General features: G+C 72.0%; 25 protein-coding genes. 16 read left to right on the forward strand and 9 right to left on the reverse strand.

Translation table 11 applies throughout. The annotated features are described in order from the left end of the window. Positions 1-120 precede the first annotated feature (120 nt). The 9 genes from ACIQTP_RS07660 to ACIQTP_RS07700 all read left to right on the forward strand — a co-directional run bounded on the left by ACIQTP_RS07660 (position 121) and on the right by ACIQTP_RS07700 (position 10,703). Complete coding sequence (locus ACIQTP_RS07660; protein ID WP_403397346.1) at positions 121-2,274, forward strand: tetratricopeptide repeat protein; 2,154 nt, start codon at positions 121-123, stop codon at positions 2,272-2,274. A gap of 165 nt (positions 2,275-2,439) precedes the next feature. Then, positions 2,440-3,564: an alanine dehydrogenase gene (gene ald, locus ACIQTP_RS07665; RefSeq protein ID WP_403397348.1), complete on the forward strand. Its 1,125-nt coding sequence runs from the start codon at positions 2,440-2,442 to the stop codon at positions 3,562-3,564. A 423-nt stretch (positions 3,565-3,987) separates the two neighbouring features. After that, positions 3,988-5,115, forward strand: a complete 1,128-nt coding sequence (locus tag ACIQTP_RS07670) for a ParA family protein (protein WP_075027827.1) — start codon at positions 3,988-3,990, stop codon at positions 5,113-5,115. Further along, positions 5,100-5,669: a hypothetical protein gene (locus tag ACIQTP_RS07675; RefSeq protein ID WP_403397350.1), complete on the forward strand. Its 570-nt coding sequence runs from the start codon at positions 5,100-5,102 to the stop codon at positions 5,667-5,669. Before ACIQTP_RS07670 ends, ACIQTP_RS07675 begins: the two co-directional genes overlap by 16 nt. An 18-nt stretch (positions 5,670-5,687) precedes the next feature. Further along, the gene (locus tag ACIQTP_RS07680) at positions 5,688-6,887 is read left to right on the forward strand and encodes a segregation and condensation protein A (RefSeq protein WP_403397351.1); all 1,200 of its coding nucleotides are present in this window, start codon (positions 5,688-5,690) and stop codon (positions 6,885-6,887) included. Continuing rightward, the gene (gene scpB / locus ACIQTP_RS07685) at positions 6,884-7,540 is read left to right on the forward strand and encodes an SMC-Scp complex subunit ScpB (RefSeq protein ID WP_402044197.1); all 657 of its coding nucleotides are present in this window, start codon (positions 6,884-6,886) and stop codon (positions 7,538-7,540) included. Before ACIQTP_RS07680 ends, scpB begins: the two co-directional genes overlap by 4 nt. Beyond that, positions 7,540-8,712, forward strand: coding sequence for a pseudouridine synthase (locus tag ACIQTP_RS07690; protein ID WP_403397353.1), 1,173 nt, complete (start codon positions 7,540-7,542; stop codon positions 8,710-8,712). Before scpB ends, ACIQTP_RS07690 begins: the two co-directional genes overlap by 1 nt. 225 nt (positions 8,713-8,937) lie before the next feature. Continuing rightward, entirely contained in the window at positions 8,938-9,681 is a 744-nt protein-coding gene (locus tag ACIQTP_RS07695) for an NUDIX hydrolase (RefSeq protein WP_403397355.1), read from the forward strand. Then, positions 9,678-10,703 carry an ADP-ribosylglycohydrolase family protein gene (locus ACIQTP_RS07700; protein ID WP_403397357.1) on the forward strand — a complete coding sequence of 342 codons (1,026 nt, stop codon included), beginning with the start codon at positions 9,678-9,680 and terminating at the stop codon, positions 10,701-10,703. The genes ACIQTP_RS07695 and ACIQTP_RS07700 overlap by 4 nt, the downstream gene beginning before the upstream one ends. A gap of 62 nt (positions 10,704-10,765) precedes the next feature. Here the strand turns inward: ACIQTP_RS07700 and ACIQTP_RS07705 are convergent, their stop codons facing one another. From ACIQTP_RS07705 to ACIQTP_RS07720, 4 genes are read right to left on the reverse strand one after another with little or no spacing between them, the layout of a single operon-like run. Continuing rightward, positions 10,766-11,548, reverse strand: coding sequence for a DNA polymerase beta superfamily protein (locus ACIQTP_RS07705; protein WP_403397359.1), 783 nt, complete (start codon positions 11,546-11,548; stop codon positions 10,766-10,768). A 22-nt stretch (positions 11,549-11,570) separates the two neighbouring features. Beyond that, positions 11,571-12,002, reverse strand: a complete 432-nt coding sequence (locus tag ACIQTP_RS07710; protein ID WP_403397361.1) for a Rieske (2Fe-2S) protein — start codon at positions 12,000-12,002, stop codon at positions 11,571-11,573. Beyond that, complete coding sequence (locus tag ACIQTP_RS07715; protein ID WP_403397363.1) at positions 11,999-12,583, reverse strand: DUF6529 family protein; 585 nt, start codon at positions 12,581-12,583, stop codon at positions 11,999-12,001. Before ACIQTP_RS07715 ends, ACIQTP_RS07710 begins: the two co-directional genes overlap by 4 nt. A gap of 45 nt (positions 12,584-12,628) precedes the next feature. Then, on the reverse strand, positions 12,629-13,297 hold the full coding sequence (locus ACIQTP_RS07720; protein WP_403398117.1) for a hypothetical protein: 669 nt from the start codon (positions 13,295-13,297) through the stop codon (positions 12,629-12,631). 426 nt (positions 13,298-13,723) lie between these two features. On the opposite strand from ACIQTP_RS07720, the gene aroH reads away from it, so the two are divergent. The 5 genes from aroH to der all read left to right on the forward strand — a co-directional run bounded on the left by aroH (position 13,724) and on the right by der (position 18,291). Further along, complete coding sequence (gene aroH / locus ACIQTP_RS07725; RefSeq protein ID WP_054234458.1) at positions 13,724-14,086, forward strand: chorismate mutase; 363 nt, start codon at positions 13,724-13,726, stop codon at positions 14,084-14,086. Continuing rightward, positions 14,083-15,168, forward strand: coding sequence for a prephenate dehydrogenase (locus ACIQTP_RS07730; RefSeq protein WP_403397364.1), 1,086 nt, complete (start codon positions 14,083-14,085; stop codon positions 15,166-15,168). The genes aroH and ACIQTP_RS07730 overlap by 4 nt, the downstream gene beginning before the upstream one ends. Positions 15,169-15,362: 194 nt before the next feature. Beyond that, a complete protein-coding gene (gene cmk / locus ACIQTP_RS07735; protein ID WP_403397367.1) occupies positions 15,363-16,058 on the forward strand; it encodes a (d)CMP kinase in 696 nt (231 codons plus the stop codon). Beyond that, complete coding sequence (locus tag ACIQTP_RS07740) at positions 16,016-16,729, forward strand: lysophospholipid acyltransferase family protein (RefSeq protein WP_403397369.1); 714 nt, start codon at positions 16,016-16,018, stop codon at positions 16,727-16,729. Before cmk ends, ACIQTP_RS07740 begins: the two co-directional genes overlap by 43 nt. A 77-nt stretch (positions 16,730-16,806) precedes the next feature. Then, positions 16,807-18,291, forward strand: coding sequence for a ribosome biogenesis GTPase Der (gene der, locus ACIQTP_RS07745; RefSeq protein ID WP_403397371.1), 1,485 nt, complete (start codon positions 16,807-16,809; stop codon positions 18,289-18,291). 63 nt (positions 18,292-18,354) lie between these two features. Here the strand turns inward: der and ACIQTP_RS07750 are convergent, their stop codons facing one another. Further along, a complete protein-coding gene (locus ACIQTP_RS07750) occupies positions 18,355-18,765 on the reverse strand; it encodes a hypothetical protein (protein WP_402044161.1) in 411 nt (136 codons plus the stop codon). A gap of 189 nt (positions 18,766-18,954) precedes the next feature. After that, positions 18,955-19,728, reverse strand: a complete 774-nt coding sequence (locus ACIQTP_RS07755; RefSeq protein ID WP_402044158.1) for a hypothetical protein — start codon at positions 19,726-19,728, stop codon at positions 18,955-18,957. Positions 19,729-20,267: 539 nt separating this feature from the next. Between ACIQTP_RS07755 and ACIQTP_RS07760 the strand changes: the two genes are divergently transcribed. Both ACIQTP_RS07760 and ACIQTP_RS07765 read left to right on the forward strand, forming a co-directional pair. Beyond that, positions 20,268-20,984 (forward strand): transglycosylase family protein, encoded by a 717-nt coding sequence (locus tag ACIQTP_RS07760; RefSeq protein WP_403397374.1) that lies wholly within the window; start codon positions 20,268-20,270, stop codon positions 20,982-20,984. 99 nt (positions 20,985-21,083) lie between these two features. After that, positions 21,084-21,545 (forward strand): transglycosylase family protein, encoded by a 462-nt coding sequence (locus tag ACIQTP_RS07765; protein WP_403397376.1) that lies wholly within the window; start codon positions 21,084-21,086, stop codon positions 21,543-21,545. Here the strand turns inward: ACIQTP_RS07765 and ACIQTP_RS07770 are convergent. From ACIQTP_RS07770 to ACIQTP_RS07780, 3 genes are read right to left on the reverse strand one after another with little or no spacing between them, the layout of a single operon-like run. Next, a complete protein-coding gene (locus ACIQTP_RS07770; RefSeq protein WP_403397377.1) occupies positions 21,542-22,198 on the reverse strand; it encodes an ABC transporter ATP-binding protein in 657 nt (218 codons plus the stop codon). The genes ACIQTP_RS07765 and ACIQTP_RS07770 overlap by 4 nt on opposite strands. Next, positions 22,195-24,939 (reverse strand): ATP-binding cassette domain-containing protein, encoded by a 2,745-nt coding sequence (locus ACIQTP_RS07775; RefSeq protein WP_403397379.1) that lies wholly within the window; start codon positions 24,937-24,939, stop codon positions 22,195-22,197. Before ACIQTP_RS07775 ends, ACIQTP_RS07770 begins: the two co-directional genes overlap by 4 nt. Next, entirely contained in the window at positions 24,939-25,433 is a 495-nt protein-coding gene (locus ACIQTP_RS07780; protein ID WP_403397381.1) for a hypothetical protein, read from the reverse strand. Before ACIQTP_RS07780 ends, ACIQTP_RS07775 begins: the two co-directional genes overlap by 1 nt. Positions 25,434-25,449: the final 16 nt, after the last annotated feature.

A 25,449-nucleotide genomic window follows, 5' to 3' on the forward strand; every position in this document is an offset into this window, starting at 1 on the left:
ATCGGGGGACGTCCCCGCCGTGCTCCGCCCGGATCGTCGCAGAGCGTGAACTAGGCTCTGGAAACGCCCGAACCGGAGTCCCGGCGGGCTTGCGCGCGCAGTGGGACGGGAGTGTGGCCCGTGGCGGATCAGGCGGTGGACACAGACGGCACGAAAGTGTCGTCGGCGGGGCGGCGCCCGGCTGCCGGGTCCGCTCCTACGGAGGGTCAGTTCCTCGGCCGCACACGAGAGTTGAAGGAACTCAGGGTCGACATCCAGCGCGCGGGCCTGGACACCCTCGCGGGCCGCAAGGCACCCCGCGCGCGCGTGCTGCTCATCGCCGGCAGGCCCGGCTCGGGCCGCACCGCGCTCGCCGAGGAGCTCGTACGGCAGGTTGCGGGGAGTTACCCGGACGGGGTGCTGCGCGCCCGGCTCACCGAACCCGACGGCACCCCCGTGCCCACCGAGCGCACCGCGCGGGAGCTGCTGAGGGCCCTGGGGCTGCCCGCGCCGGCGGGGGCAGCCGCCGACGACCTGAGCGAGGCGGTGCGCGAGGCCCTCGCCACCCGCCGCGTTCTGCTGCTGTTCGACGACGCGGCCGACGCCGAGCAGGTCGACGCGCTGCTCCCGGACACCCCCGAGTGCCTGGTCGTCGCGGTCTCCGGCGGGCCGCTGACCGGCATCGCGGACGTCCGCCCCTGCACCCTGGGCGGCCTGGACACCAAGTCCGCGCTCGAACTGCTCGACCGCTTCACCGGCTCGGTGCGCATCACTGTCGACCCGCTCGCCGCCGAGGGACTGGTCGAGGAGTGCGCCGGTCAGCCCGCCGCCCTGCGCCTCGCGGGAGGCTGGCTCGCCGCCCGCCCCACCTCGGCCGTCGCCGACCTCGCCAAGCAGCTGCGCACCGAGGGCGACGAGAGCACCCCGCTCGGCCGGGTCTTCCACCTCGTCTACACCGCGCTGTCCGCCACCGCCGCGCGGATACTGCGTCTGCTCTCGCTCGCCCCGGTCGGCCTCATCGACCCGCACACCGCGTCCGCGCTGGCCGGCTGCTCGGTGGACACCGCGCGGTCCACGCTGGACGACTTCGTCGGCTTCGGCCTCGTACGGCCCGTCGAGTCGCCGCTGCCGCAGTACGAGGTGCCCGGCTGCCTGCTGCCGCTGCTGCGCTCCCTCGCCGAGAGCCAGGACCGCCCGGCCGAGCTGCAGCTGGCCCGCGCCCGGATGCTGGAGCGGACCGTACGGCTGCTGGTGTCCTGCCGGGCCATCACCGAGACCGACAACGCGCCCGCCCGCGAGAAGCTCGCCGCGCTGCCCCGCGAACTGCGCTTCCCGACCCCCAGGGCGGCCGAGGACTGGCTGCGCATCCGGCAGCCCGCGCTGCTGGCCGCGGCCCGGCTCGCGGTCGCGGACGGGGAGCTGGACACCCTGGCCAGGCGGCTGATGGCCGCGCTGGTGCGGGCGATGGTCGCCCACTTCGGCACCCGGGCCGCGGCGCCCGAGCTGTACGGCATCCACCGCCTCGTCCTCGACGTCGCCGAGCGCCGGGGCCTGCCCCGCGAGAAGGCCGCGGCCCTGCTGAACCTCGCCGACCTGGACGCGCAGACCGGCCGTACGGCCGACGCCCTGGCCCGCTACCGGGCCGCCCTGGACGCCGGACGCGAGGCGAACGACCCGTATGCGACCGGCCGCGCGATGGAATCCGTAGGCGGCGCCCACCAGGAGCTCGGGGACCACGACCGGGCCGCCGACTGGTACGGCAGGGCGCTCGCCCAGCGCCTGGCGCGGGACGAGCAGGTGGACGCCGCCCGGCTGTACGGCCGTATCGCCACCGCGCACACCTACGCGGGCCGCTACGGCGAGGCGCTGCGCAACTGGCGCGCCGCCGTCACCGGACACCGCAGGAACGGCGATGTGCCCGCTCAGGCGCGGGCGTTGAGCGAGCTGGCGCGCGTCCAGGAGTACGCCGGGCGGCCCGAGGAGTCGCTGCGCACCTGCCACGAGGCGGTCGAGTGGGCGCGCCGCGCCGAGGATCACCGGCTGCAGGCCGCACTGCAGCTCCGGCTGGCCGACACCCTGGACCGGCTCGGCGACCCCGCCGCGGCACGACTGCACCGCAAGGCGGCCGAGCGCATGCTGGGTGATGAGCTCCCGGAGAGCGCGACGGCCAGGGAAGAGCCAGAAGGCGCTGAAGAGCCAGAAGGCGCTGAAGGGGCTGAAGGCGCTAAAGGCACGGAAGGCACGGAGCAAGGCGCTGACACCTGCGAAATCCGTAGTGCATCCGTCGAAGATTGATGCATTGAAAGGCTAGACAGAGAGAAACCCTTCATTAGACTGGCTCCGCCGCGTTCTTCCGTGGTGTCTCCCGGTGCGCCCCTGTGTATCCGGGTATGACATGCATTGCCCCGGCTTGCATCGCCCCGGCCGTGCATAGCCCCAGAACCCTCTGAGTCAAGGACCGTGATCGACGTGAAGGTCGGCATCCCCCGCGAGGTCAAGAACAACGAGTTCCGGGTGGCCATCACCCCCGCCGGTGTGCACGAGCTGGTGCGCAACGGCCACCAGGTCGTCGTCGAGCGGAACGCCGGTGTCGGCTCCTCGATCACGGACGACGAGTACGTTTTTGCCGGTGCGCAGATCCTGGAGACCGCCGACGAGGTCTGGGCCGCCGCCGACCTGCTGCTGAAGGTCAAGGAGCCCATCGCGGAGGAGTACCACCGCCTCCGCAAGGACCAGACCCTCTTCACCTACCTGCACCTGGCCGCGTCCAAGGAGTGCACCGACGCGCTCCTGGAGTCCGGCACCACGGCGATCGCGTACGAGACGGTCGAGCTGCCGAGCCGCGCGCTGCCGCTGCTCGCCCCGATGTCCGAGGTCGCGGGCCGTCTCGCCCCCCAGGTCGGCGCCTACCACCTGATGCGCGCCAACGGCGGCCGCGGTGTGCTGCCCGGCGGTGTCCCCGGTGTGCTGCCCGCCAAGGCGGTCGTCATCGGCGGCGGCGTCTCCGGCTGGAACGCCGCGCAGATCGCCATCGGCATGGGCTTCCAGGTGACCCTGCTCGACCGTGACATCAACAAGCTCAAGGAGGCGGACAAGATCTTCGGTACGAAGATCCAGACCGTCGTCTCCAACGCCTTCGAGCTCGAGAAGGCCTGCCTCGAGGCCGACCTCGTCATCGGTGCGGTCCTCATCCCCGGCGCCAAGGCCCCGAAGCTCGTCACCAACGAGCTGGTCTCCCGGATGAAGGCGGGAAGTGTTCTTGTCGACATCGCGATCGACCAGGGCGGCTGCTTCGAGGACTCCCGTCCGACCACGCACGCCGAGCCGACCTTCCCGGTCCACAACTCGGTCTTCTACTGCGTCGCCAACATGCCCGGCGCCGTGCCCAACACCTCCACGTACGCGCTGACCAACGCCACGCTGCCGTACATCGTGGAACTGGCCAACCGCGGCTGGGCCGAGGCGCTGCGCCGCGACCCCGCACTGGCCAAGGGCCTCAACACGCACGACGGCAAGGTCGTGTACCGCGAGGTCGCGGAGGCGCACGGCCTGGAGCACGTCGGGCTGGAGTCCCTGCTCGGCTGAGACACCGAAGGGTGACCGGACGAGTGGCCGGCTGACCCATCAATCAGCAAAAGGCGATACGTCAACACAGGTCGTCAACGCCCGGCACCCGGCCGGACCTTGCCCAGCGAGGTCCGGCCGGGTGTGTGTCGGGTCACTTTGCGACACTCGTTCAACTCGCCACGAACGTAACCCTTTAACCGATTCGCACACCGGTGAAACCTGCTGTGCGACGGCCTTACGCCCTTGACAGAGGGGTGTTCGGTTGCCGACACATCGGGTCGGGTCCGGCGGATTGTGTTGCTGCGGACCGGTGACACGCCATAGAGTCGCCAACCGTCGGCATGGTGCCACGCTGACCTATCTAGAAGTTTCCTGGTCACCAAGGAGGTAAGACGACTTGTGAATGAGTCGACATTTACTCCCGGGGGTGGTCAACCAGGAATGCCGGCGCGGGGCCAGGGCCCCACGGGGCTCGAGGCTGTCGGCTCCGTCGCTGTCCGAACCTTCGCAGCGCAAAAGAGTCCCCGGATGACTCAGACAGCACACCAGAGCATGGATGGCCATCACGTGAACGCCATGGCCGGCAACGGAAGTGGCGGGAACCACACCCACTTCGCCGACTACGACGAACTGCCCGAGGGGCACTTCTACGACCCCGACGCCGAGTACGAGCCCGATCCGGAGTACGCGGCCACGCTCGCGCCCGACGCGGCCCGTCAGCGCCGTGAGCGCGTCGGACCGACCGGACGCCCGCTGCCCTACTTCCCGATCCCGGGTCCGCTGACCAGCCACGGCCCCGCGACGATCATCGCGATGTGCAACCAGAAGGGCGGCGTCGGCAAGACGACGTCGACCATCAACCTGGGCGCCGCGCTCGCGGAGTACGGACGCCGGGTCCTGCTCGTCGACTTCGACCCGCAGGGCGCGCTCTCCGTGGGCCTCGGCGTCAACCCCATGGAGCTCGACCTCACCGTCTACAACCTGCTCATGGAGCGGGGCATGGCGGCCGACGAGGTGCTCCTGAAGACGGCGGTCCCGAACATGGACCTGCTGCCCAGCAACATCGACCTGTCCGCCGCCGAGGTGCAGTTGGTGTCCGAGGTCGCGCGCGAGTCCACGCTTCAGCGCGCGCTGAAGCCGCTGATGGCCGACTACGACTACATCGTGATCGACTGTCAGCCCTCGCTCGGCCTGCTCACCGTCAACGCCCTCACGGCGGCCCACAAGGTGATCGTGCCGCTCGAGTGCGAGTTCTTCGCCCTGCGTGGCGTCGCGCTGCTGACCGAGACCATCGAGAAGGTCCAGGAGCGGCTCAACCCCGAGCTGGAGCTCGACGGCATCCTCGCCACGATGTACGACTCCCGCACGGTGCACAGCCGTGAGGTGCTCGCGCGCGTGGTCGAGGCGTTCGACGATCACGTCTACCACACGGTGATCGGCCGGACCGTCCGCTTCCCGGAGACCACCGTCGCCGGTGAGCCGATCACCACGTACGCCTCCAACTCCGTCGGTGCCGCCGCCTATCGCCAGCTCGCCAGGGAGGTGCTCGCCCGGTGTCACGCCGAGTGAGTCTGCCGGGGGCCGACGAACTGTTCCGTACCACCGGGGGCATGGCGCTCCAGTCCTCCACCCCCACCCGCCGGACCAACGGCGAGGCCCGGGTACCGGCTCCGGCCGGTGAGAGCGACCCGGCCGCCGTCGCGGAGGACGCGCCGCAGTTGGTGCCCGTGCAGGGCGGTGACGGCGAGGGCGACGAACACGTCGCGGCGGACGCCGAGGCGGACGCGGGAGAGTCCCGCAGCCGGGGTACGGCCCCGGAGCGCTCGGCGCGGCGCCAGGCGACGCAGGAGGGCGCCGGCGGGCAGCCCGCCCGCGGCAGCAAGCGCTCCCGCGCCGCCAACCGGCGGCCCAGCGGGCGGGAGCGGCACGACGAGAAGATCACTGTGTACGTGTCCGCCGAGGAACTCATGGACCTCGAGCACGCCCGGCTGGTGCTCCGCGGGGAGCACGGGCTCGCGGTCGACCGCGGCCGGATCGTCCGCGAGGCGGTCGCCGTCGTACTCGCCGATCTTGAATCCCGCGGGGACGCGAGCATCCTCGTACGACGGCTTCGCGGGCGGTAGCGGTAGCCTGCGACGGCTATGACCTCGAACGACACCTCTGTCCCCGCCGGCTCCGGCGGCCGTCGCCGTGTCCTGGGCCGGGGCCCCGGCGCGACGCCGGTGCCGACGGAGGAGCGGGACGGGCGGCCCGAGGAGCGCGTCGAGTCGGCCGAGGGGCCGTCGGCCGAAGGGCGAACCGAGTCGGTGGAGGAGCTCGTCGAGGCCGCCGCGGAGACGGCGCCCGAGGAACCGCTGCCCGAGGAACCGCTGCCCAAGGAGTCGCTGCCCGAGCCTCCGGCGCAGGCCGAGGCCCTCGTGGCACCGGAGGCGCCGAGGACGGAGCCCGAACACGCGGTTCCCGCAGGCGAGGCCGGTGACGGGGTCTTCAAGGTGCGCCTCGCGAACTTCGAGGGGCCGTTCGACCTGCTGCTTCAGCTGATCTCGAAGCACAAGCTCGATGTCACCGAAGTGGCGCTGTCCAAGGTCACCGACGAGTTCATGGCGCACATCAGGGCGATGGGGCCCGACTGGGACCTCGACCAGACGACCGAGTTCCTGGTCGTCGCGGCGACGCTCCTCGATCTGAAGGCCGCCCGGCTGCTCCCGGCCGCCGAGGTCGAGGACGAGGCGGATCTGGCGCTGCTGGAGGCGCGGGACCTGCTGTTCGCGCGGCTGCTCCAGTACCGCGCATACAAGCAGATCGCGGACATCTTCAACGCCCGGCTGGAGGAGGAGGGCCGCCGCTACCCCCGTACCGTCGGGCTCGAGGCCCACCACGCCGAGCTGCTGCCCGAGGTGGTCATCAGCATCGGGGCGGAAGGATTCGCCAGGCTCGCCGTGAAGGCGATGCAGCCCAAGCCCAAGCCGCAGGTGTACGTCGACCACATCCACGCCCCGCTGGTGAGCGTGCAGGAGCAGGCCGGGATCGTGGTGGCGCGGCTGCGTGAGCTCGGGGAGGCCAGTTTCCGCGCCCTCGTCGAGGACACCGAGGACACCCTCACCGTCGTGGCCCGGTTCCTGGCGTTGCTGGAGCTCTACCGGGAGAAGGCCGTAGCCCTCGACCAGGAGGAGGCCCTCGGGGAGCTCATGGTGCGCTGGACGGGCGGGGACGGCGGCGACCAGCCGAAGGTGACGGACGAGTTCGACCGCCCGGCGGAGGCGGCCAAGGACGACCGGGCCAAGGACGGCGACACCAAGGACGACAGGGCCAAGGACGGCGCCAAGGAGGAGAAGGCGTGAACCAGGAGACCACCGACATCGCGGCGGGCCTGCGTACCGTCGCCGACCTCGACCTGAAGCCCGCCCTGGAGGCCGTCCTCATGGTCGTGGACGAGCCCGCGACCGAGGAGCACCTCGCGAAGATCCTGGAGCGGCCCAAACGGCAGATCAAGGACGCGCTGCGGGAGCTGGCCGACGAGTACACCGTCCAGGGCCGCGGTTTCGAGCTGCGGCTCATCGCGGGCGGCTGGCGGTTCTACACCCGGCCCGAGTACGCGGCGGCGGTCGAACGCTTCGTCCTCGACGGGCAGCAGGCCCGGCTCACCCAGGCGGCACTTGAGACCCTGGCGGTCGTCGCCTACCGCCAGCCGGTCAGCCGATCCCGGGTCTCGGCGGTCCGCGGAGTGAACTGTGACGGTGTGATGCGCACCCTGTTGCAGCGCGGTCTGGTCGAGGAGGCGGGCACGGAACCCGAAACAGGTGCGATCCTGTACGTGACGACGAACTACTTCCTGGAGCGAATGGGCCTGCGCGGTCTGGACGAGCTCCCGGAGCTCGCGCCCTTCCTCCCCGAGGCGGACGCGATCGAGGCCGAGACGCTGGAAGGGGTCCCGTCGTTCGATCCGGATGCACCGGATGCAGATGCAGACGACACGACGACGACGGAACTTTGATGCGAAGCAGTGGCAGTGGCAGTGGCAGGAACAGCGGGCGCGGCAACCCGCGCGGGACTGGTGGAGGCGGTAGTTCCCGCGGGACCGGCGGAGGCGGCAACCCCCGCGGGGCCGGCGGGAGCGGCAACCCCCGGGGCACCGGTGGGGGCGGCTCCCAGCCGAGGAGCGCGGGAGGGCGCGACGACAGGCCGAAGCGCGCCGGCAAGCCCCGCCCCGAGGAGCGCCGCTACGACGTAGGCCCCGCCGCGTCCCACGAAGGCCCGAAGTCCGGGCGCGGCAACGCGGCCCGCGGCGGCGCCAAGGGCGGCCCCAAGCAGGGTCAGCCGCGTGGTGGCCGTACGGAGCCCTCGCGCTCGCGCGAGTACGAGACGCGGACCGAGGAGCGCAACCGGGACCGGTACGCGGGCAAGAAGGAAGTCAAGCTGCCCAAGACCTTCCCGGGCGCCGAGCAGGAGGGCGAGCGCCTGCAGAAGGTGCTCGCGCGTGCGGGCTACGGCTCCCGGCGTGCTTGTGAGGAGCTCGTCGAGCAGGCCCGGGTCGAGGTCAACGGCCAGATCGTCCTGGAGCAGGGGCTGCGCGTCGATCCCGAGAAGGACGAGATCCGGGTCGACGGTCTGACCGTCGCCACGCAGTCGTACCAGTTCTTCTCGCTGAACAAGCCCGCCGGTGTGGTCTCGACCATGGAGGACACGGAGGGCCGGCAGTGCCTCGGTGACTACGTGACGAACCGCGAGACGCGGCTCTTCCACGTCGGGCGGCTCGACACCGAGACCGAGGGCGTCATCCTGCTCACCAACCACGGCGAGCTGGCGCACCGGCTGACCCACCCCAAGTACGGCGTGAAGAAGGTCTACCTCGCGCACATCGTGGGTCCGATCCCGCGCGACCTGGGCAAGCGGCTCAAGGACGGCATCCAGCTGGAGGACGGGTACGCGAAGGCGGACCACTTCCGGGTCGTCGAGCAGACCGGCAAGAACTACCTCGTCGAGGTGACCCTCCACGAGGGCCGCAAGCACATCGTGCGCCGCATGCTCGCGGAGGCCGGCTTCCCGGTCGACAAGCTCGTGCGCGTGGCCTTCGGCCCGATCACCCTGGGCGACCAGAAGTCGGGCTGGCTGCGCCGCCTGTCGAACACCGAGGTCGGGATGCTCATGCAGGAGGTCGATCTCTAGGCCCCGCCTGACGGCCCAGGAGGGCGCTGTGCGCCCTCCGCCCGCTTTCACCGCCCTCGGGGAGCCCAGCGAGCTCCGACGCGCTCCAGGGGCCGCTGAGGGCTTCTGTCACCGATGTGCGGGAACCGCGCCCGAGGTCTTGTGGGGGCGCGGTTCGGCTTTTTATAGTCGTACTGACTATTACTCGTGCTGACGATGACTCGTGCGGAACCGGGGGCGGGTGACTTGCGCGCAAGGGGAGGCCTCGTCCCCGAGGGCTACGACAAGTACGCCTTCGAGCCCTTCGCCGTCACCGTCGATCTCGCCGTTCTGACCGTCCGCGCGGGCGAACTCGAGGTGCTGCTCGTCGAACGGGGGCAGGAACCGTACGCCGGCCGCTGGGCACTGCCCGGGGGCTTCGTGCTGCCGAAGGAGTCCGCGGAGACGGCCGCCCGGCGTGTACTCGCCGAGGAGACCGGCATCCCGGACCTCTCCTGCCTCCACCTGGAACAGCTGCGGACCTACAGCGAACCCGACCGCGACCCGAGAATGCGGGTCGTCTCCGTCGCGTTCGCCGCGCTGCTTCCCGACCCTCCCGAGCCGCACGGCGGCGGTGACGCGGCACAGGCCCGCTGGCTGCCGTACGGCTCGGTCGGCCCGCTCGCCTTCGACCACGACCGCATCCTCGCCGACGCCCACGAACGCGTCGGCGCCAAGCTCGAGTACACCTGTCTGGCCACGTCCTTCTGCCCGCCCGAGTTCACCCTCGGTGAGCTGCAGCGGGTCTACGAGACGGTGTGGGGCGCCGTCCTCGACCGGCCCAACTTCCGGCGCAAGGTCCTCGCCACGCCCGGGTTCGTCGAACCGGTCCCGGGGGCCGCACGCCTCACCGGAGGCCGCGGCAAACCCGCCGCGCTCTACCGCGCGGGCGGCGCCACCGCCCTGCAGCCACCCCTGCTGCGTCCCCCTTCGGAAGGACGGCCCTCATGACCACCACCCCGACGCTCGCGAAGCACGCCGCCACCGGATCCCTGCTCGGCCTCGCCCTCGGCGACGCGCTGGGCTTCCCGACCGAGTTCAACGACGTCCCCTCGATCCTGGCCAAGTTCGGCCCCTGGCGCGAGATGAAGCTGCCGCGGCCCGCGATCGTCACGGACGACACGCAGATGACGCTGGCGCTGGGGCGGGGACTGCGTACGGCGATGGACCGCGGCCTGCTCACACCGCTGCGGATGGAACGGCCGGTGCGCGAGGAGTTCGTGGACTGGTACCAGTCGCCCGACAACAACCGCGCGCCGGGCCGCACCTGCCTCGTGGCCTGCAACCTCCTGAAGACCCAGGGCCGGCCCTGGCAGGAGGCCAGCCAGATCGGCTCCAAGGGGTGCGGGGCCAACATGCGGGTGGCGCCGGTCGGGCTCGTACGGGGGCTCAGCGATGAACAGCGTTCGGGCGCCGCGCAGTTGCAGGCCGCGCTCACCCACGGCCATCCCACCGCGCTCGCCGCCTCGGACCTCACCGCTCACGCCGTGTGGCTCCTCGCCGGAGGGGCCGAGCCGACGGAACTCATCGGTCTCCTGCGCTCGTACGCCCAGGAGAACCGCGGCCGTTACCTCTCCCGCTGGCTCGGCGACCTGTGGACCCGCAGCCAGGACCCCACACCGGAGCACTTCATCGAGCGCGGCTGGGACGAGTGCCTGGAGGTCCTCGACCGCCTTCAGGACGCCGTGCGCACCGCCTCGCCCGAGAGCGACCCGTGCCTGGCCACCGGCGCGGGCTGGATCGCCGAGGAGGCGCTCGCCACCGGACTGCTCTGCTTCCTGCAGTTCGTCGACGAGCCCGTCACCGCGCTGCGCCGCGCGGCCTGCACCTCCGGCGACTCCGACTCCATCGCCTGCCTGACGGGCGCGTTCGCCGGCGCCCACCACGGCTCCGACGCCTGGCCGACGGAGTGGGCCGACCGCATCGAGTACCAGAGCGACCTCATGTCGCTGGGGGCGCTCTGGGATGCGTGAGAGACCGCTCTGGGATGCAGGGGATGCAGTGGATATGGCGCGCTGACGTGGCGCAGGACGCCTCAGCGCTGCCGGACGCTCCGTCCGTCTACGACGCCCCGCACGCTTTCGTCGTCCGGGTCCGGCCGGCGGGTCCGGGGAGTTCCGCGGTCCGCGCGGAGGGCTGAGGCGCGGCGGGTGCGCAGGAGGAAGTCCTCGACGCGGGAGTGGTCCGGTTCGGCGGGCAGCGGGCTGTGGACGGCCGCCTCGTCCGCCTCGGTCGCCAGCCGGGACATCCAGGCCTCGACCTCCGGCCACGGGACCTCGCCGCGCTTCACCGCGAGGAGCGCCTCGCGCCGGAGGCCGACGTCTATCGTCAGCGCGCCGGTGCGCAGCAGGTCACGGGAGCTCATGAGGAGGCGCAGCAGGTGCATGGCGTGTTTCCAGCGCGGGGCGCCGTGCTGCCGGACGTCGGCGTCCAGCTTCTTGCGCTGGCCCAGCGCGTAGCGGGCGAACGTGTCGTGCGCCCGGCGGGAGAGGAACGCCTCGCGCAGGGCGAGGAGTTCGCGACCCGTCTCGTCGGCGTACTCGACGAGAGGGGAGTGCAGGCACTCCAGGATGTTCGGGTTGGCGCGCAGCGCGAGGGCGCAGAAGCGCTCCAGTTCCCAGCTGAACTGTTCCTCGGCCGGCCCCTCGACGTGCGTCGGGGGCTTCTCGAAGCGCCAGAAGAGCGGGGTCGGTGCGAGGAACACACCCCGGCGGTCCGTGTCGCTGCCGTCCGTGGCCAGCCCGAAGGCGCGCGAACCCATCACACAGGAGTAGATCGTGTGGTCGCGCACCAGGGACACCGGGGTCTCGGGATGCATGTCCTGGAGCGTACGTGCCCGCTCACGCCAGGAAGATCGATTTTCCCTTCACCGTGATCTTCTTCGCGGGCAGGGGACGCGGGGCCGGGCCCGCGACCACCGAGGCGTCGGTGATGCGGTACTTGCTGCCGTGGCAGGGGCAGTCGATGGTGCCGTCGGCGACCTTGCTCACCGTGCAGCCCTGATGGGTGCAGATCGCCGAGAAGGCCTTGAACTCGTCCTTCTTCGGCTGGGTGACCACGACCTTCTGATCCTTGAAGATCTTGCCGCCGCCGACCGGGATGTCGCTCTTCTCGGCGAGTTCCCGGCCCGCTGACGACTTGGGGGAGGAGATCGGAGAGGTGGTCGCGGTCGGGGCCGACGAGCTGTTGCTGTCGCCGTACTTGCTGCACCCCGCGAGCAGGAAGGCCGCGCCCGTTCCGAGCACCGTGCGCCGCGCCGGGGGGGTCATCATGTCGTCACTCCGAACGTACGGAAGAACCAGAGAGCCGACGTCAGCCAGATGGCCGTGAGGACGACGAAGACGAGTCCTCCGACCAGGGGCAGCAGCCAGCCGGGCAGTCGCTCCGAGCGGAGCAGGAGCATTTTGGCACTAAATGCACCAAAAAAGAAGCAACCCAGGAGCGAGTGCCACATCACCCTCGGTTCGTACGTCTGATAGCCGAACGCGTACAGGCAGTGCACCGCGACCGGCACCGCCGCCAGGAACGCCACCCGCCCCGACCAGCGGTGCAGCACCGGCGCCCAGCTCGGCCCGGGCAGCTTCCCGTAGACCATGAAGGCCGAGACGACCTGGACCAGCGCGAAGGCGAACGCCGTCGTCGCCAGCCACGACTTCACCGCGTACGGGCTGCTGAATCCCGCGAGGTTGAAGGCGGTCCCCGCCGGGTGGTGCACCTTGCCGTAGGCACCGAGGCCGACCGCGACCGCCGCGCCGACCAGGGCCGGGACGAGATAGCGGGCCGCGCCCGGGCGGCGGTGGGCGGGCGGGGGAGGGGGGAAGCCCTGGGTGGCGGCGTTCGGATCCACGGTCATGTCGGCTCCCCGATCAGGAAAGGGCCAGGAAGGGTTACGAACGGGTCATGGAGTGACGGGCGAGGCGGTGAGTGTCTGTCCGTCGACCGTCACGGTGCCGGTCCGCGGGTCGATCGTCGGCGCCGCCGCGGGCTTGCCGTCGCGGTCGAGGATGCCGACCTGCCTGCCGCCGGGCAGCACGATCCAGCCGCCGTCGAGCTTGGCGCCGCGCACCGTGGCGGTCGCGCGGTAGAGCCCGGACGGCTTGACCGCCTTGTCGGCGGTGAACGCGTAACGCTGCCCGCCGAGATCGACGGTGCCGCGGATGCTTGTGCCGTCCTTGAGCGTGCCGTTCACTTCGGCGCCGTGCTTGCCGGTGAGCTTCATGGTGCCGTCGTCCTTGACGTCGCCCTTCAGCCACGACTCCTTGCTCCGGCCGTCGCAGAAGTACGCGATCGCCCTGCCGTCCCGCAGGGAGACGGCGACCGCCGAGGAGTTGTCGTCGGTGCGGCCCGCGTAGTCGGCGTTCGGCGGCGCGCTCTTCGAAGGGGGCGGGGGGCTCGGCGACGGCGGCGTACCGGTGGGCGGCGGGCTCGCCTGTGGCGTGGCGCTGGGTGAGGCCTCCTGGCGCGAGGAGTACGCGTTCTTCGACCCGGTCGTCGCGTCGAGCGTCAGCAGGAACACGGCGAGCAGAAGTCCCGCCAGAAGGGTGAGCAGCGGTCCTGGGCGTTTCATACGGGCCATGCGGGCCTCCCCCGAGGCGAGTCTCCTGCCATGAGAGCGGACCCGTGCCCCGGCGTCCAGAGGCGCACGGGCGTGTTCTCACTACAAGTGGCGGAATAGGGCGATTCGGGTGACATTGGCGGAGATTCGGGCCGGATGGTGACCTGCCGCGGACCAGATCGCCCAGCACCTGCCCCAGGCGGTCGACAAACTGACCCCGAGCGGAGAGCTGCCGCAGTCGGGCGCCTCCCTGGAGGACCTCATCAAGCAGCAGTCGCTCTGAGGCGTGCTCCCTTTCGTGCGCGGCGGCCGTCTCGTCAGGCGGGCGCCGCGCACTCGCGCGTTGCGGCCTGACTACGCTGGTGTGACAAGACGAGACACGACGACATACGACGAGATACGACCAGTACGTAGCTCGGCTCAGCGAGGAGTGACACCGTGGCGGTACGAGCGGTCCGGGGCGCCGTCCAACTGGAACGGGACGAGGCCGGCCACATGGACGAGCAGGTCAGCGAGCTGCTCACCGCCGTCCTGGAGCGGAACGGTCTCACCACCGACGACCTCATCAGCATCTGGTTCACCGCGACGCCCGATCTGCACAGCGACTTCCCGGCCGCCGCCGCCCGCAAGCTGGGCATCGTCGACGTGCCGCTGATCTGCGCGCAGGAGCTGGACATCGAGGGCGCGATGCCCCGGGTCGTACGGGTCCTCGCGCACATCGAGTCCGACAAGCCCCGCGCCGACATCGCGCACGTCTACCTGGGCGCCGCGGGCGCGCTGCGCAAGGACATCGCCCAGTGAGAACCGCGCTCGTCATCGGAACCGGGCTGATCGGTACGTCGGCGGCCCTCGCGCTCTCCCAGCGTGGCGTCGTCGTCCACCTCACCGACCACGACCCGGAGCAGGCCCGTACGGCGGCCGCGCTCGGCGCCGGCACCGACGAGGCGCCCGGCGGGCCCGTGGACCTGGCGATCGTGGCGGCCCCGCCGGCGCACGTGGCGGCGACGCTCGCGGACGCCATGCGGCGCGGGGTCGCGCGCGGCTACCTCGACGTGGCGAGCGTCAAGGGCGGACCGCGCCGCGAGCTGGAGGCGCTCGGCCTCGACCTCTGCGCGTACATCGGTTCGCACCCCATGTCGGGCCGCGAGAAGTCGGGCCCGCTGGCCGCGACGGGCGACCTCTTCGAAGGCCGCCCCTGGGTCCTCACCCCCACCCGGGACACCGACACCGAGGTCCTGAACCTCGCCCTCGAGCTGGTGTCGCACTGCCGCGCCGTCCCGGTCGTCATGGACGCCGACGCCCACGACCGCGCTGTCGCGCTCGTCTCCCACATGCCGCACCTGGTGTCCAGCATGGTCGCCGCGCGCCTGGAGAACGCGGAGGAGGCGGCGGTACGGCTGTGCGGGCAGGGCATCCGTGACGTGACCCGGATCGCGGCCTCCGACCCCCGGATGTGGATCGACATCCTCTCCGCGAACCCGGGCCCGGTCGCCGACCTCCTCGCGGACGTCTCCGCCGACCTCGACGAGACCGTCCAGGCCCTGCGCGCCCTCCAGTCCTCCGACGAGGCCAAGCGGCGCGAGGGCGCGAGCGGCGTCGAGGACGTTCTGCGCCGCGGCAACGCGGGCCAGGTCCGCGTCCCCGGCAAGCACGGTGCCGCGCCTCTGACGTACGAGACGGTGGCCGTCCTCATCGACGACCAGCCCGGCCAGCTGGCCCGCATCTTCGCCGACGCGGGGGCCGCCGGAGTCAACATCGAGGACGTACGCATCGAGCACGCGACCGGACAGCAGGCCGGCCTCGTCCAGCTGATGGTGGAGCCGAGGGCGGCACTGGTGCTGAGCACGGCGCTGCGGGAGCGGGGCTGGGCGCTGCGGCAGTAGGACCGTCGTCCGGGCCCGCCGCCGCAGTAGGGCTGTTGTCCGGGCCGGGTGGCCTGTGTGGCGGGTCGGGGCGCGTCGGGTGATCGGCCCCGGGAAGGGCCAGTAATGCGGGGTCCGGGGAGCCAGTAACCTTGTGCGGGGCGCGATCGTGCCCCGCACAGACCTCCACCCCGCACCAGGAAGGTGTTCCCACCGTGGAAAACGGCGCCGCCCGGCCCGCCCAGGCAGTGATTGTCGCCATCGACGGCCCCTCCGGCACGGGCAAGTCGAGCACCTCCAAGGCCGTGGCCGCGCAGCTGGGCCTCAGCTACCTGGACACGGGCGCGCAGTACCGGGCGATCACCTGGTGGATGGTGACCAACGGCATCGACATCACGGACCCGACCGCGATCGCCGCCGTGGCCGGGAAGCCGGAGATCATCTCCGGGACCGACCCGTCCGCGCCGGCCATCACGGTCGACGGGACCGACGTCGCGGGCCCGATCCGTACGCAGGAGGTCACCTCCAAGGTCAGCGCGGTCAGCGCGGTGCCCGAGGTGCGCGCCCGGATCACCGAGCTGCAGCGTTCGATCGCGTCCGCCGCCGGGCTGGGCATAGTCGTCGAGGGACGCGACATCGGCACCACCGTGCTGCCGGACGCCGATCTGAAGATCTTCCTCACCGCTTCCCCGGAGGCGCGTGCCTCCCGCCGCAGCGGTGAACTGAAGGGCGCGGACGTCAACAGCACCCGCGAGGCCCTGCTCAAGCGGGACGCCGCCGACTCCAGCCGTAAGACCTCCCCCCTCGCCAAGGCGGACGACGCGGTCGAGGTGGACACCTCCGACCTCACGCTCCAGCAGGTCATCGAGTGCGTCGTCACCCTCGTCGAGGAGAAGCGGGCTGCCAGGTGACCGCACCCTCCGAAAGAGGCGCCGAGGTGGGGCGCCGTATCGGCGTCGGCCTGATGTACGGGCTGTGGAAGCCGCGCGTGCTCGGCGCCTGGAAGGTCCCCGCGACCGGCCCGGCGATCCTGGCGGTGAACCACTCGCACGCCATCGACGGCCCGATGGTCATGGGAGTGGCGCCCCGCCCCACCCACTTCCTGATCAAGAAGGAAGCGTTCATCGGTCCGCTCGACCCCTTCCTGCTCGCCATCGGCCAGGTGAAGGTGGACCGTGAGACCACCGACCGCACCGCCATCACCGACGCCCTCGGCGTCCTGTCGTCCGGCGGCGTGCTCGGGATCTTCCCGGAGGGCACCCGCGGCGACGGCGACTTCGCCTCGCTGCGTGCCGGACTCGCGTACTTCGCGGTCCGCTCCGGCGCGCCGATCGTCCCGGTGGCGGTCCTGGGAAGTTCCGAGAAGAGCAGCCGGTTGACAAAGGCGTTGCCCCCGCTGCGCAGCCGGGTCGACGTCGTCTTCGGAGACCCCTTCGAGGCGGGCGACGGCAGTGGACGGCGTACCCGCAAGGCGCTGGACGAGGCGACCGCCCGCATCCAGAAGCAGCTGAGCGCCCACCTGGACCATGCCAGGCGTCTGACCGGACGCCCGGAAAACGCCGGGCGCCCCACCGGGCACTAGGCGACACTTGAGTAGTGGATCACCCGATATGCGGGCGGTCCACCGATCACCACGATGAACGACGAGGTACGGACTTCATGAACGACCACATCCAGCCCGACGGCTCGGCCGGCCCGGCCGAGCACGAGCACGGGGCGCTTGGCGATGCCGAGTACGCGGAGTTCATGGAGCTCGCCGCGGAAGAGGGCTTCGACATCGAGGACGTCGAGGGCGCGATCGACGAGGCGGGCCACGGCCCGCTGCCCGTCCTCGCCGTCGTCGGCCGGCCCAACGTCGGCAAGTCGACCCTGGTGAACCGGATCATCGGCCGCCGCGAGGCGGTCGTCGAGGACAAGCCCGGCGTCACCCGCGACCGCGTCACCTACGAGGCCGAGTGGGCGGGCCGCCGCTTCAAGCTCGTCGACACCGGTGGCTGGGAGCAGGACGTCCTCGGCATCGACGCGTCCGTGGCCGCGCAGGCCGAGTACGCGATCGAGGCGGCCGACGCGGTCGTCTTCGTCGTCGACGCCAAGGTCGGCGCGACCGACACCGACGAGGCGGTCGTACGCCTGCTGCGCAAGGCCGGCAAGCCCGTCGTGCTGTGCGCCAACAAGGTCGACGGCCCGAGCGGCGAGGCCGACGCCTCGTACCTCTGGTCCCTCGGTCTCGGCGAGCCGCACCCCGTCTCCGCGCTGCACGGCCGTGGCACCGGCGACATGCTGGACGCCGTCCTGGAGGCCCTGCCCGAGGCCCCGGCGCAGACCTTCGGTGCCGCGGTGGGCGGCCCCCGCCGTATCGCCCTCATCGGCCGCCCGAACGTCGGCAAGTCCTCGCTCCTGAACAAGGTGGCCAACGAGGACCGTGTGGTCGTCAACGAGATCGCGGGCACCACCCGTGACCCGGTCGACGAGCTCATCGAACTCGGCGGCATCACCTGGAAGTTCGTCGACACGGCGGGCATCCGCAAGCGCGTCCACCTCCAGCAGGGCGCGGACTACTACGCCTCGCTGCGCACGGCCGCCGCCGTCGAGAAGGCCGAGGTCGCGGTCATCCTGATCGACGCGTCCGAGACCATCTCCGTACAGGACCAGCGCATCGTGACGATGGCCGTCGAGGCGGGCCGCGCGATCGTCCTCGCCTTCAACAAGTGGGACACCCTCGACGAGGAGCGCCGCTACTACCTGGAGCGGGAGATCGATACCGAGCTCCTCCAGGTGGCGTGGGCCCCCCGGGTGAACGTCTCGGCGCGCACCGGACGGCACATGGAGAAGCTCGTCCCCGCGATCGAGACGGCCCTGGACGGCTGGGAGACCCGCGTCCCGACCGGCCGTCTGAACGCGTTCCTCGGCGAGCTCGTCGCCGCCCACCCGCACCCGGTCCGCGGCGGCAAGCAGCCCCGCATCCTCTTCGGTACGCAGGCCGGCACCAAGCCCCCGCGGTTCGTGCTCTTCGCCTCCGGCTTCATCGAGCACGGCTACCGGCGCTTCATCGAGCGCCGGCTGCGCGAGGAGTTCGGCTTCGAGGGGACGCCGATCCATATCTCCGTACGGGTGCGCGAGAAGCGCGGCACCAAGAAGAAGTGACGTAGCGACAGGTGAGGGGCGGCTCCCATGGGAGCCGCCCCTCACCTGTTCAACCGTTTCTGCTCACAGCCCCCTGCGGGGCGCGGGCGGCAGCGCGGCCGGGATGTGGTGCAGTCCCGTACCGTGCTGACGCGCCACCGGCTGCCAGACGCCGGTCGTCGACGCGCCGTGACCGTGCTGGGAGCCGCCGTTGCGCGCGGAGTACGCGCCCGCGCTGTAGGAGCTGTACGACGAGGGGTACGAGGATCCGCTTCCGTACGCGCTGGAACCCTGCGTCAGGATCCCGAAAGCCGTGAAGCCGAGCTCGTCCTCGCCGTGGCGGTCGCCGGGCAGGGCTCTGAACGATCTGACCCACTCGGCGTAGAGCGCGTCATAGATCGGCGTGGCCGATGGGGCGCCCGGAGGATCCTGAGCCGCTCGCGCGGCCGGGATCGGCTGGAAGGGCTGGCGGCGGGGGGCGTCGTAGGTGTGCACGTATGTGCCAACGACCCCACAGCCCAACAGATGCGGTCACACCTTTGCTTCCCCCGCCCCGCCAGGGGCACAAGCCCTTCAGGGGCGCGGGGAACTGCGCGACCAGCCACGACGGACCCGCACAAGGCGACGCACCGCAGCTCCCCGGCTCAACCCAGTGGAACGCTCACGCTCAACCCAGTGGAACGCTCACGTTCCGGCGAGCGGCATCGCGGCCGCCACCAACTTCCCGTTCGCCGCCGCCTTGTCCAGCGCGTCTCGCAGCAGATCCTCCCGCGGCTGCCGCCCGATCGACCCGACCGGCGCCGCGAAAAGCAGCACCTGCTGGTGCTTGTTGGCGGCGGCCCGCCAGCTCTCCGCGACCTGGAGCGCCTGGTGCGCCTGCCACCAGGCGACGGGCGACCCGCCCCCGGTGCCCGGCTGGAGCACGGCGTGCAACTGCCCCATGGCGAGCAGCACGGACCACCCGTGCAGCACCGGCGGCACCGAGCTCAGCTCGGTCACCGGCATGAACCCCTGTTCGATGAGGAGCGGCAGGAAGTCGTCACCGATGTCCGTCGAGCCGGGCCGCACGATGGGCCCCGTCGGCTCGACGACGAGCGCGGGGTGCAACTCGCCGCTGATCAGGATGAGTCCACTGGTCACGCCGAGCACGGCCTGCTCGGGCGCGGCCTGGGTGGGCACGCCGTCGGGGTTGATCGAGCGGACGGCGCCCTGGAGTTGCTCCTCGGTGACCTGGACGACCTGTGAGGGCAGACAGGTGGCGTGGGCGAAGGCGAGGACGGCGGTCTCGTCGCCGATGAACAGGACGGTGCTGGTGCGCTCCTGTTCCGAGTCGCCCGGGGTGCGGCAGGACGTGCAGTCGTAACTGCCCGGGGCGTTCTCTCCGGCGAGCAGCCGGTCGGCTTCTTCGTCGCCGATCTCGGCGCGTACGTCGTCGCTGACGTCGAGCATGCGCGGCACGGGTGGCTCCTCGGGATGCGGTGCGTGGCGATGCCGGGTGGCTCCCGGCCCATGAATCCGGGGGTCCCGGCTCATGAAGATGACAACGGGCGATCTGTGGCCGGAGTCACGCCCGGGAACGAACGGAATCGAACCATCCGACGCGCAGGGTGATCCCTTGTGCGGAATCTGTTACTCCAAGCCAACTTCGTGCCTGTTCAAGGAAGTTGGTTCCGTGAAGTGGGTCACAGGTCACTTGAGCGGCTGGTCGACAAATCCTGAAATCAGCCTATGAAGTGGGTGGCTGAAAATCGCCGATACCCGCGGTAACTGTGAACTGGCCTCGAATGACATGGAGTTGGTTGATATCGGGGCGACCGGCTCCATAGATTTCTCGGCCGTGTGCACAGAGCACCGCTCGGGTACGTCCGCCGGCCGAACCGTACGACTGGTTCGCAGCACCACCTCCGGCGGACGGGGCGGAGCACGACGACCGCGTCCTACGCGCAGGAAGTCGCGCCCCGTCTTGGGGGATCCCGGGTGTTTCGAGAGGGAACTACATGTCCGCATGTGCCGATAACACTCGTAAGGTTCGTACGACGCGTACGACGGCGGTCCTCACCGGGGCGGCTCTGCTCGCCCCGCTCGGACTGCTCGCCGCGACCGGCAACGCCGCCGCGGCCGACGGCGGAGTGTGGGACCGCATCGCCAAGTGCGAGAGCGGCGGAAACTGGCACATCAACACCGGCAACGGCTACTACGGAGGACTGCAGTTCTCCGCCGGCACCTGGCGGGCGTACGGCGGTTCGGCCTATGCGTCGACCGCCGACAAGGCCTCCAAGTCCGCCCAGATAGCCGTCGCCACCAAGGTCCAGAACGCACAGGGATGGGGCGCCTGGCCCACCTGTTCGGCGCGGGCCGGAGCGTACGGCAACGCACCGGCGTCCTCGGGCGCCGCGTCGTCCGGAGGGTCGGCCACCACGAAGTCGGCCCCCAAGGCGGCACCCAAGTCGACGTCGAAGTCGGCCTCCGAGTCGGCTCCCACCAAGTGGACTGGCAAGTCGGCCCCCGCACAGACGTCCGAGGCCCCGGCGCGCGCATCCGGCCACACGAACCGCGCGGCGTCCCGCGGTGACTACACCGTCCGCGGCGGCGACACCCTGAGCGGCATCGCGGAGCGGCACGGAACGACCTGGCGGAAGATCTACGCCGCCAACCGGGCGGTCATCGGCGGTGACCCCGACCTGATCGTGCCCGGCCAGCGGCTCGACCTCTGAGCCCCGACTCCATCCCGCCGCCCCACCCGGTCCTCCGACCGGGTGGGACCCCGGGCGCGGCGGGTCGGACGCGCCCGGGGCGCTGCTTAGCGTGACCCGATGCACCTCGAGCCGACGCCGTCGCCCCTGTTGAGCAAGCGCATGCGGTACGTGGCCGCGACCGCGGTCGCCGCCACCCTGGCCGTCCCCGTTCCCGCGAGGGCGGCCGTCGCGTCCCCGTTCCCGGCCCCGTTCTCCGGCCCGTGGGCAGGGCGGGTGTCGCACGGCTGTACGCGGGACCACTGGCCCTGGGGCTGCCTCGCCAAGTGCGAGAGCGGCGGCCGCTGGCACGCGAACACCGGAAACCACCACTACGGAGGACTGCAGTTCAGGCAGTCCACCTGGGTGGCGTTCGGCGGCCTGGCGTACGCCCCGCGCGCGGATCTGGCCCGGCGGAAGGAGCAGATCAAGGTCGCCAAGCGGGTGGTGGCCGCCCAGGGGTGGGGCGCCTGGCCCGTCTGCGCCAAGAGGTACAAACTCCGGGGTCATGCACGTGTGGTGAACCCCGGTCGGACGTTCTAGGTCTGCCGGCGGCGAACCTCGGCCGCCTCTCCGCTGAACGCGACCGCGCCCCGGCGCAGTTCATGGACGTACGTCGTCCGCCCCGCCCGTTCGCGCAGACCGGGCGGCAGCCGCTGCTCGGCGACCACCACGCACGCGTCGAGGCCGCCGAGGAGTTCGTACGTACGGGCCGCGACCGCCGGTGACATGCCCTGCGCGGGCTCGTCGACGAGCACCACGCGCGCGTGTGCCAGCAGGGCGCGGGAGAGGGCGAGCATGCGCTGCTCGCCCCCGGAGAGGGTGCCGGCGCGGCGGGGGAGGAGAGGCTCCAACTGCGGGTACGCGTCGAGGACGGGAGCGAAGTCGGGCCCGGCGAGCTCCAGGTGCTCGCGGACCGTGAGCGAGCCGAAGACGGCCCGGCGCTCCGGGACCAGGCACAACCCGCGCCGGGCCCGTTCGAAGGCGGGCAGCCGGGTCACGTCCACCCCGTCCCAGACGACCGTGCCGTCGGACAGCGGCACGGTTCCCGCGAGGGCGCGCAGGGCGGTCGTACGGCCCGAGCCGTTGCGGCCGAGCAGCACGGTGAGGCCGGGGCCGGGCGCGACCAGGCTCACGCCGTGCAGGGCCTCCAGGGGGCCGTAGCGCACGCGCGCGTGGCGCAGGGAGATGTTCATCCGCGCCCCCGTTCCAGTACGTGGTCGGCGGAGCCGGAGGTGACGACGCGTCCGGCGGCCATGACATGGACGACGTCGGCGAGGTCGGCGACCAGATCGAGGTCGTGCTCGACGACCAGCAGGGCCGTGCCGTCCGCGGCGAGTGCCCGCAGTACCCGGGCCAGTGCGGTCACTTCGGCGGTGTCCAGGCCCGCGGCGGGCTCGTCGAGCAGCAGCACGTGCGGACTTCCCGCGAGGGCCCGCGCCAGCTCGACGCGTCGCAGCGTCCCGGTCGGCAGGCCCTCGGCGGGCAGCGCGCGGACCGGCCCGTCGAGCCCGAACAGCCGCAACGCCCGTTCCGCCGCGGCGGGATCGGCGATCCGGCCCTGCTCCGCCCCCACCTGCACGTTCTCGGCCACCGTCAACGAGGGGAAGACGGCCAGCTGCTGGAAGGTCCGCGCGACACCGAGCCGGGTCCGGGCGTGCGCGGCGAGCCGGGTGATGTCCCGTTCGCCGAACAGCACCCGGCCGTGCGACGGGCGGAGAGTTCCGGCGAGGCAGTGGAACAGGGTGCTCTTGCCGGCCCCGTTGGGTCCTACGACAGCCGTGACCCACCCGGGCCGGACCTCGAGCTCGACCCCGTCGAGCGCGGTGAATCCGTCGTAGGCGACCCGTATCCGTCGGGCGAACAGAGATCCGGGCGTCGGCACGGCCGGAGTGCGCGAGGCGCTCGGCCGGCGGGACGTCGTATCCCGCCCGGGTGTTCCGGCTTCCGGACCTCGGCCTGTCCTCGTGGGTCCGTCGGGACCCGGGCGGTCACCGACGCCCGGTGGCGCGGCCGCGGGTTCCGGTTCGGTGGCGTCCGGCCGTTCGCCGGCGGTCGGTCGGTCAGTGGGCCCCGTCCCCACCGACCGCAGCCGTCGGCGCACCCGCGCCCCCAGCGGGGTCGGCGTCGCCCGGCGGCGTGGCCGGAGCCGGGACGTCGCTGTGCGCAGGGCCGCGTACGGGCCACCGGGAAACCGGCCGACGAGTACCGCGAGCACCCCGATCAGCGCCGCTGCGACCCCGCCGCGCGCCCCCGCGTCGAGCCCCACCAGCAACGCCGCCGCGGCCAGCGCGCCGAGGGCGCTGTCGGCGCCCAGGACCACGACCGCCGCGAACCAGAGCAGCCCGCGCACCGGGTCGTACGCCGTCGCGTCGAAGGCGCGCAGACCCATGCCGAGCATCCCTCCACCCAGCGCGGCCAGGGCGGCGCCCGCCACGAAGGCCGTCAGCTTCAGCGAAGGGACCCGTACGCCCGCCGCGGAGGCGCCCGACGCGTGGTCGCGCATCGCGGCCAGGGCGCGGCCCGTACGGCCCCGGCGCAGCGCCCCCGTCGCCAGCAACGCGGCCACCAGCAGCCCCAGTTCGAGCACGTAGTACGCGCGGTCGCCGTCGAAGCCCGCCGGGCGGTCCAGGGACAGCCCCGAGGTCGCGTAGGGCTGGGCGAAGACGAATCGGCTGACGCCCACCCCCACGGCGAACGTCGCCAGGGCCAGCGCCAGGCCGTGCCGGCTGATCGCCGGCCAGCCGGTCAGGACCCCGAGCGGGGCGACCAGCACCACCGCCACCGCCAGCGCGGCCAGTTCGGGCAGACGGGGCAGTCCGGGGAAGCGGCCGGCGGCCAGCAGCGCGGTGAACAGGGCGCCCAGACCCGCGTACGCCGCCTGCCCGAGGGAGATCTGACCGCCGCGGCCGGTCACCACGACCAGGGACAGGAGCACCACTCCCAGCGCGGGCACCTGCACCGACGTGTGCAGGTCCGAGCCCGCGAAGCCGAGTGGCAGCAGGAACAGGACGACCGCGACGATCCACGCGCCCGGGGGCGTCGCCACCCGGGCCGTCGCCGTACGCGGCAGCGCGTCCCGGTCACCGATCCCCGGCAGGACGAGCGCCGCGACCAACAGGGCCACCACGAACAGGTTCGCGCCCACCGCCTGGAGCAGCGGCTCCGCCCAGCCCGCCGGATGCAGCCGCGTCAGCTGACTCTGCGCGACCCCGAGACCCAGCGCCACCACGACGGCCGTCGGCAGGCTGCGCATCCGGGCGGCGACGGCCACCGCCATCACCTCCATGACGAGCAACGGCATGCCGTACGGATCGAGTCGTACGTACGGCGCGAGGAGCACGCCTGTCAGGCCCGCCGTGAAGGAGCCGAACGCCCAGCCCGCGGCGGCCACCCGGTCCGCGTCGACGCCGCCGAGCACGGCGAGCGAGCGGTCGTCGACGACAGCCCGCAGTTCCGTGCCGAAGCGCGTCCAGCGCGTCACGCCCCCCACCCCGAGCGCCAGTGCGACAGCGACCGCCAACTGCCCCCACGGGTCCGCCGACACCAGCGTCGGCGCGTCCGCGCGCGCCCCGGTGCCCCACACCAGCGCGGCCCCGCCGACCAGCAGCACGAAGACGCCGAGAGACGCGACCAGCGTCTGGGCCGGGTCACCGCCGAGGACGGACAGGGGGCGGAAGACGAACCGCTCCAGGGCCATGCCGATCGCGGGGGCCACCAGCAGCAGCGTCACCGCGGCACCGAGCGCGAGCGGCAGGCCCCACACCACCGTGAACTGCCGCAGCAGATACGCGCACACCATCGCGATCGCGCCGTGCGCGAAGTTCAGCACCCCGGTCGCCCGGTGGGTGACGACCAGTCCGATCCCGGTGAGCGCCGCCGCGCCGCCGACCGAGAGCCCGGCCAGCGTGAGGTCGTACGTCAGGGAGCCGCTCATCACCGCTCCGGCGCGGGCGACCGCTCGGCCGCGGGCGGCTCACAGATCGGGCACGGGCCCAACTCCCCGCTCGCCAGCACCCGCGAGTCCACCGGCACGGCGGCCGGCTTCCCCGCGACCAGCGGGCAGTCCGCGCGATGCCACAGCGTGCCCCCGGGGACCATCAGCAGCTCCCCGCTGACGGCGAGCGGCGCCACGGCCGCCTGTTCGGACCGCTCCGCGTCGGCGGGCTCGGTCGCCACCAGCAGCCCGTACAACTCCTCGACGCGCGCCGCCGCCAGGGCGCTTGTGCCGTGCGTGAGCAGCACCGCGCCCGCGACGATCAGCGCGGCCCCGGGAACCGTGCAGGACGCGAGGAAGGGCAACTGCCGTTCCGCGTACCGCTCGCCCGAGATGCCGTACCAGCCGATGACGCACAGCACCGCCCCGGCGGCGAGCGCGGCGCACCCGGCCCACAGGACGGGGTGCACGGTCCGCAGTCGAGATGTCCGCATCCGGGCTCCCAGACGT

The sequence above is a fragment of the Streptomyces sp. NPDC090798 genome (assembly GCF_044768965.1).
Classification (GTDB): domain Bacteria; phylum Actinomycetota; class Actinomycetes; order Streptomycetales; family Streptomycetaceae; genus Streptomyces.

What these genes read in the sequence shown, in the direction of transcription:
- ACIQTP_RS07670 (WP_075027827.1), top strand. Translation starts at nt 3,988, where the DNA reads ATGCCGGCGCGGGGCCAGGGCCCCACGGGGCTCGAGGCTGTCGGCTCC.
- ACIQTP_RS07680 (WP_403397351.1), top strand. Translation starts at nt 5,688, where the DNA reads ATGACCTCGAACGACACCTCTGTCCCCGCCGGCTCCGGCGGCCGTCGC.
- ACIQTP_RS07690 (WP_403397353.1), top strand. Translation starts at nt 7,540, where the DNA reads ATGCGAAGCAGTGGCAGTGGCAGTGGCAGGAACAGCGGGCGCGGCAAC.
- ACIQTP_RS07700 (WP_403397357.1), top strand. Translation starts at nt 9,678, where the DNA reads ATGACCACCACCCCGACGCTCGCGAAGCACGCCGCCACCGGATCCCTG.
- ACIQTP_RS07705 (WP_403397359.1), bottom strand. Translation starts at nt 11,548, where the DNA reads ATGCATCCCGAGACCCCGGTGTCCCTGGTGCGCGACCACACGATCTAC.
- ACIQTP_RS07710 (WP_403397361.1), bottom strand. Translation starts at nt 12,002, where the DNA reads ATGATGACCCCCCCGGCGCGGCGCACGGTGCTCGGAACGGGCGCGGCC.
- ACIQTP_RS07715 (WP_403397363.1), bottom strand. Translation starts at nt 12,583, where the DNA reads ATGACCGTGGATCCGAACGCCGCCACCCAGGGCTTCCCCCCTCCCCCG.
- ACIQTP_RS07720 (WP_403398117.1), bottom strand. Translation starts at nt 13,297, where the DNA reads ATGAAACGCCCAGGACCGCTGCTCACCCTTCTGGCGGGACTTCTGCTC.
- der (WP_403397371.1), top strand. Translation starts at nt 16,807, where the DNA reads ATGAACGACCACATCCAGCCCGACGGCTCGGCCGGCCCGGCCGAGCAC.
- ACIQTP_RS07760 (WP_403397374.1), top strand. Translation starts at nt 20,268, where the DNA reads ATGTCCGCATGTGCCGATAACACTCGTAAGGTTCGTACGACGCGTACG.
- ACIQTP_RS07765 (WP_403397376.1), top strand. Translation starts at nt 21,084, where the DNA reads ATGCACCTCGAGCCGACGCCGTCGCCCCTGTTGAGCAAGCGCATGCGG.
- ACIQTP_RS07770 (WP_403397377.1), bottom strand. Translation starts at nt 22,198, where the DNA reads ATGAACATCTCCCTGCGCCACGCGCGCGTGCGCTACGGCCCCCTGGAG.
- ACIQTP_RS07775 (WP_403397379.1), bottom strand. Translation starts at nt 24,939, where the DNA reads ATGAGCGGCTCCCTGACGTACGACCTCACGCTGGCCGGGCTCTCGGTC.
- ACIQTP_RS07780 (WP_403397381.1), bottom strand. Translation starts at nt 25,433, where the DNA reads ATGCGGACATCTCGACTGCGGACCGTGCACCCCGTCCTGTGGGCCGGG.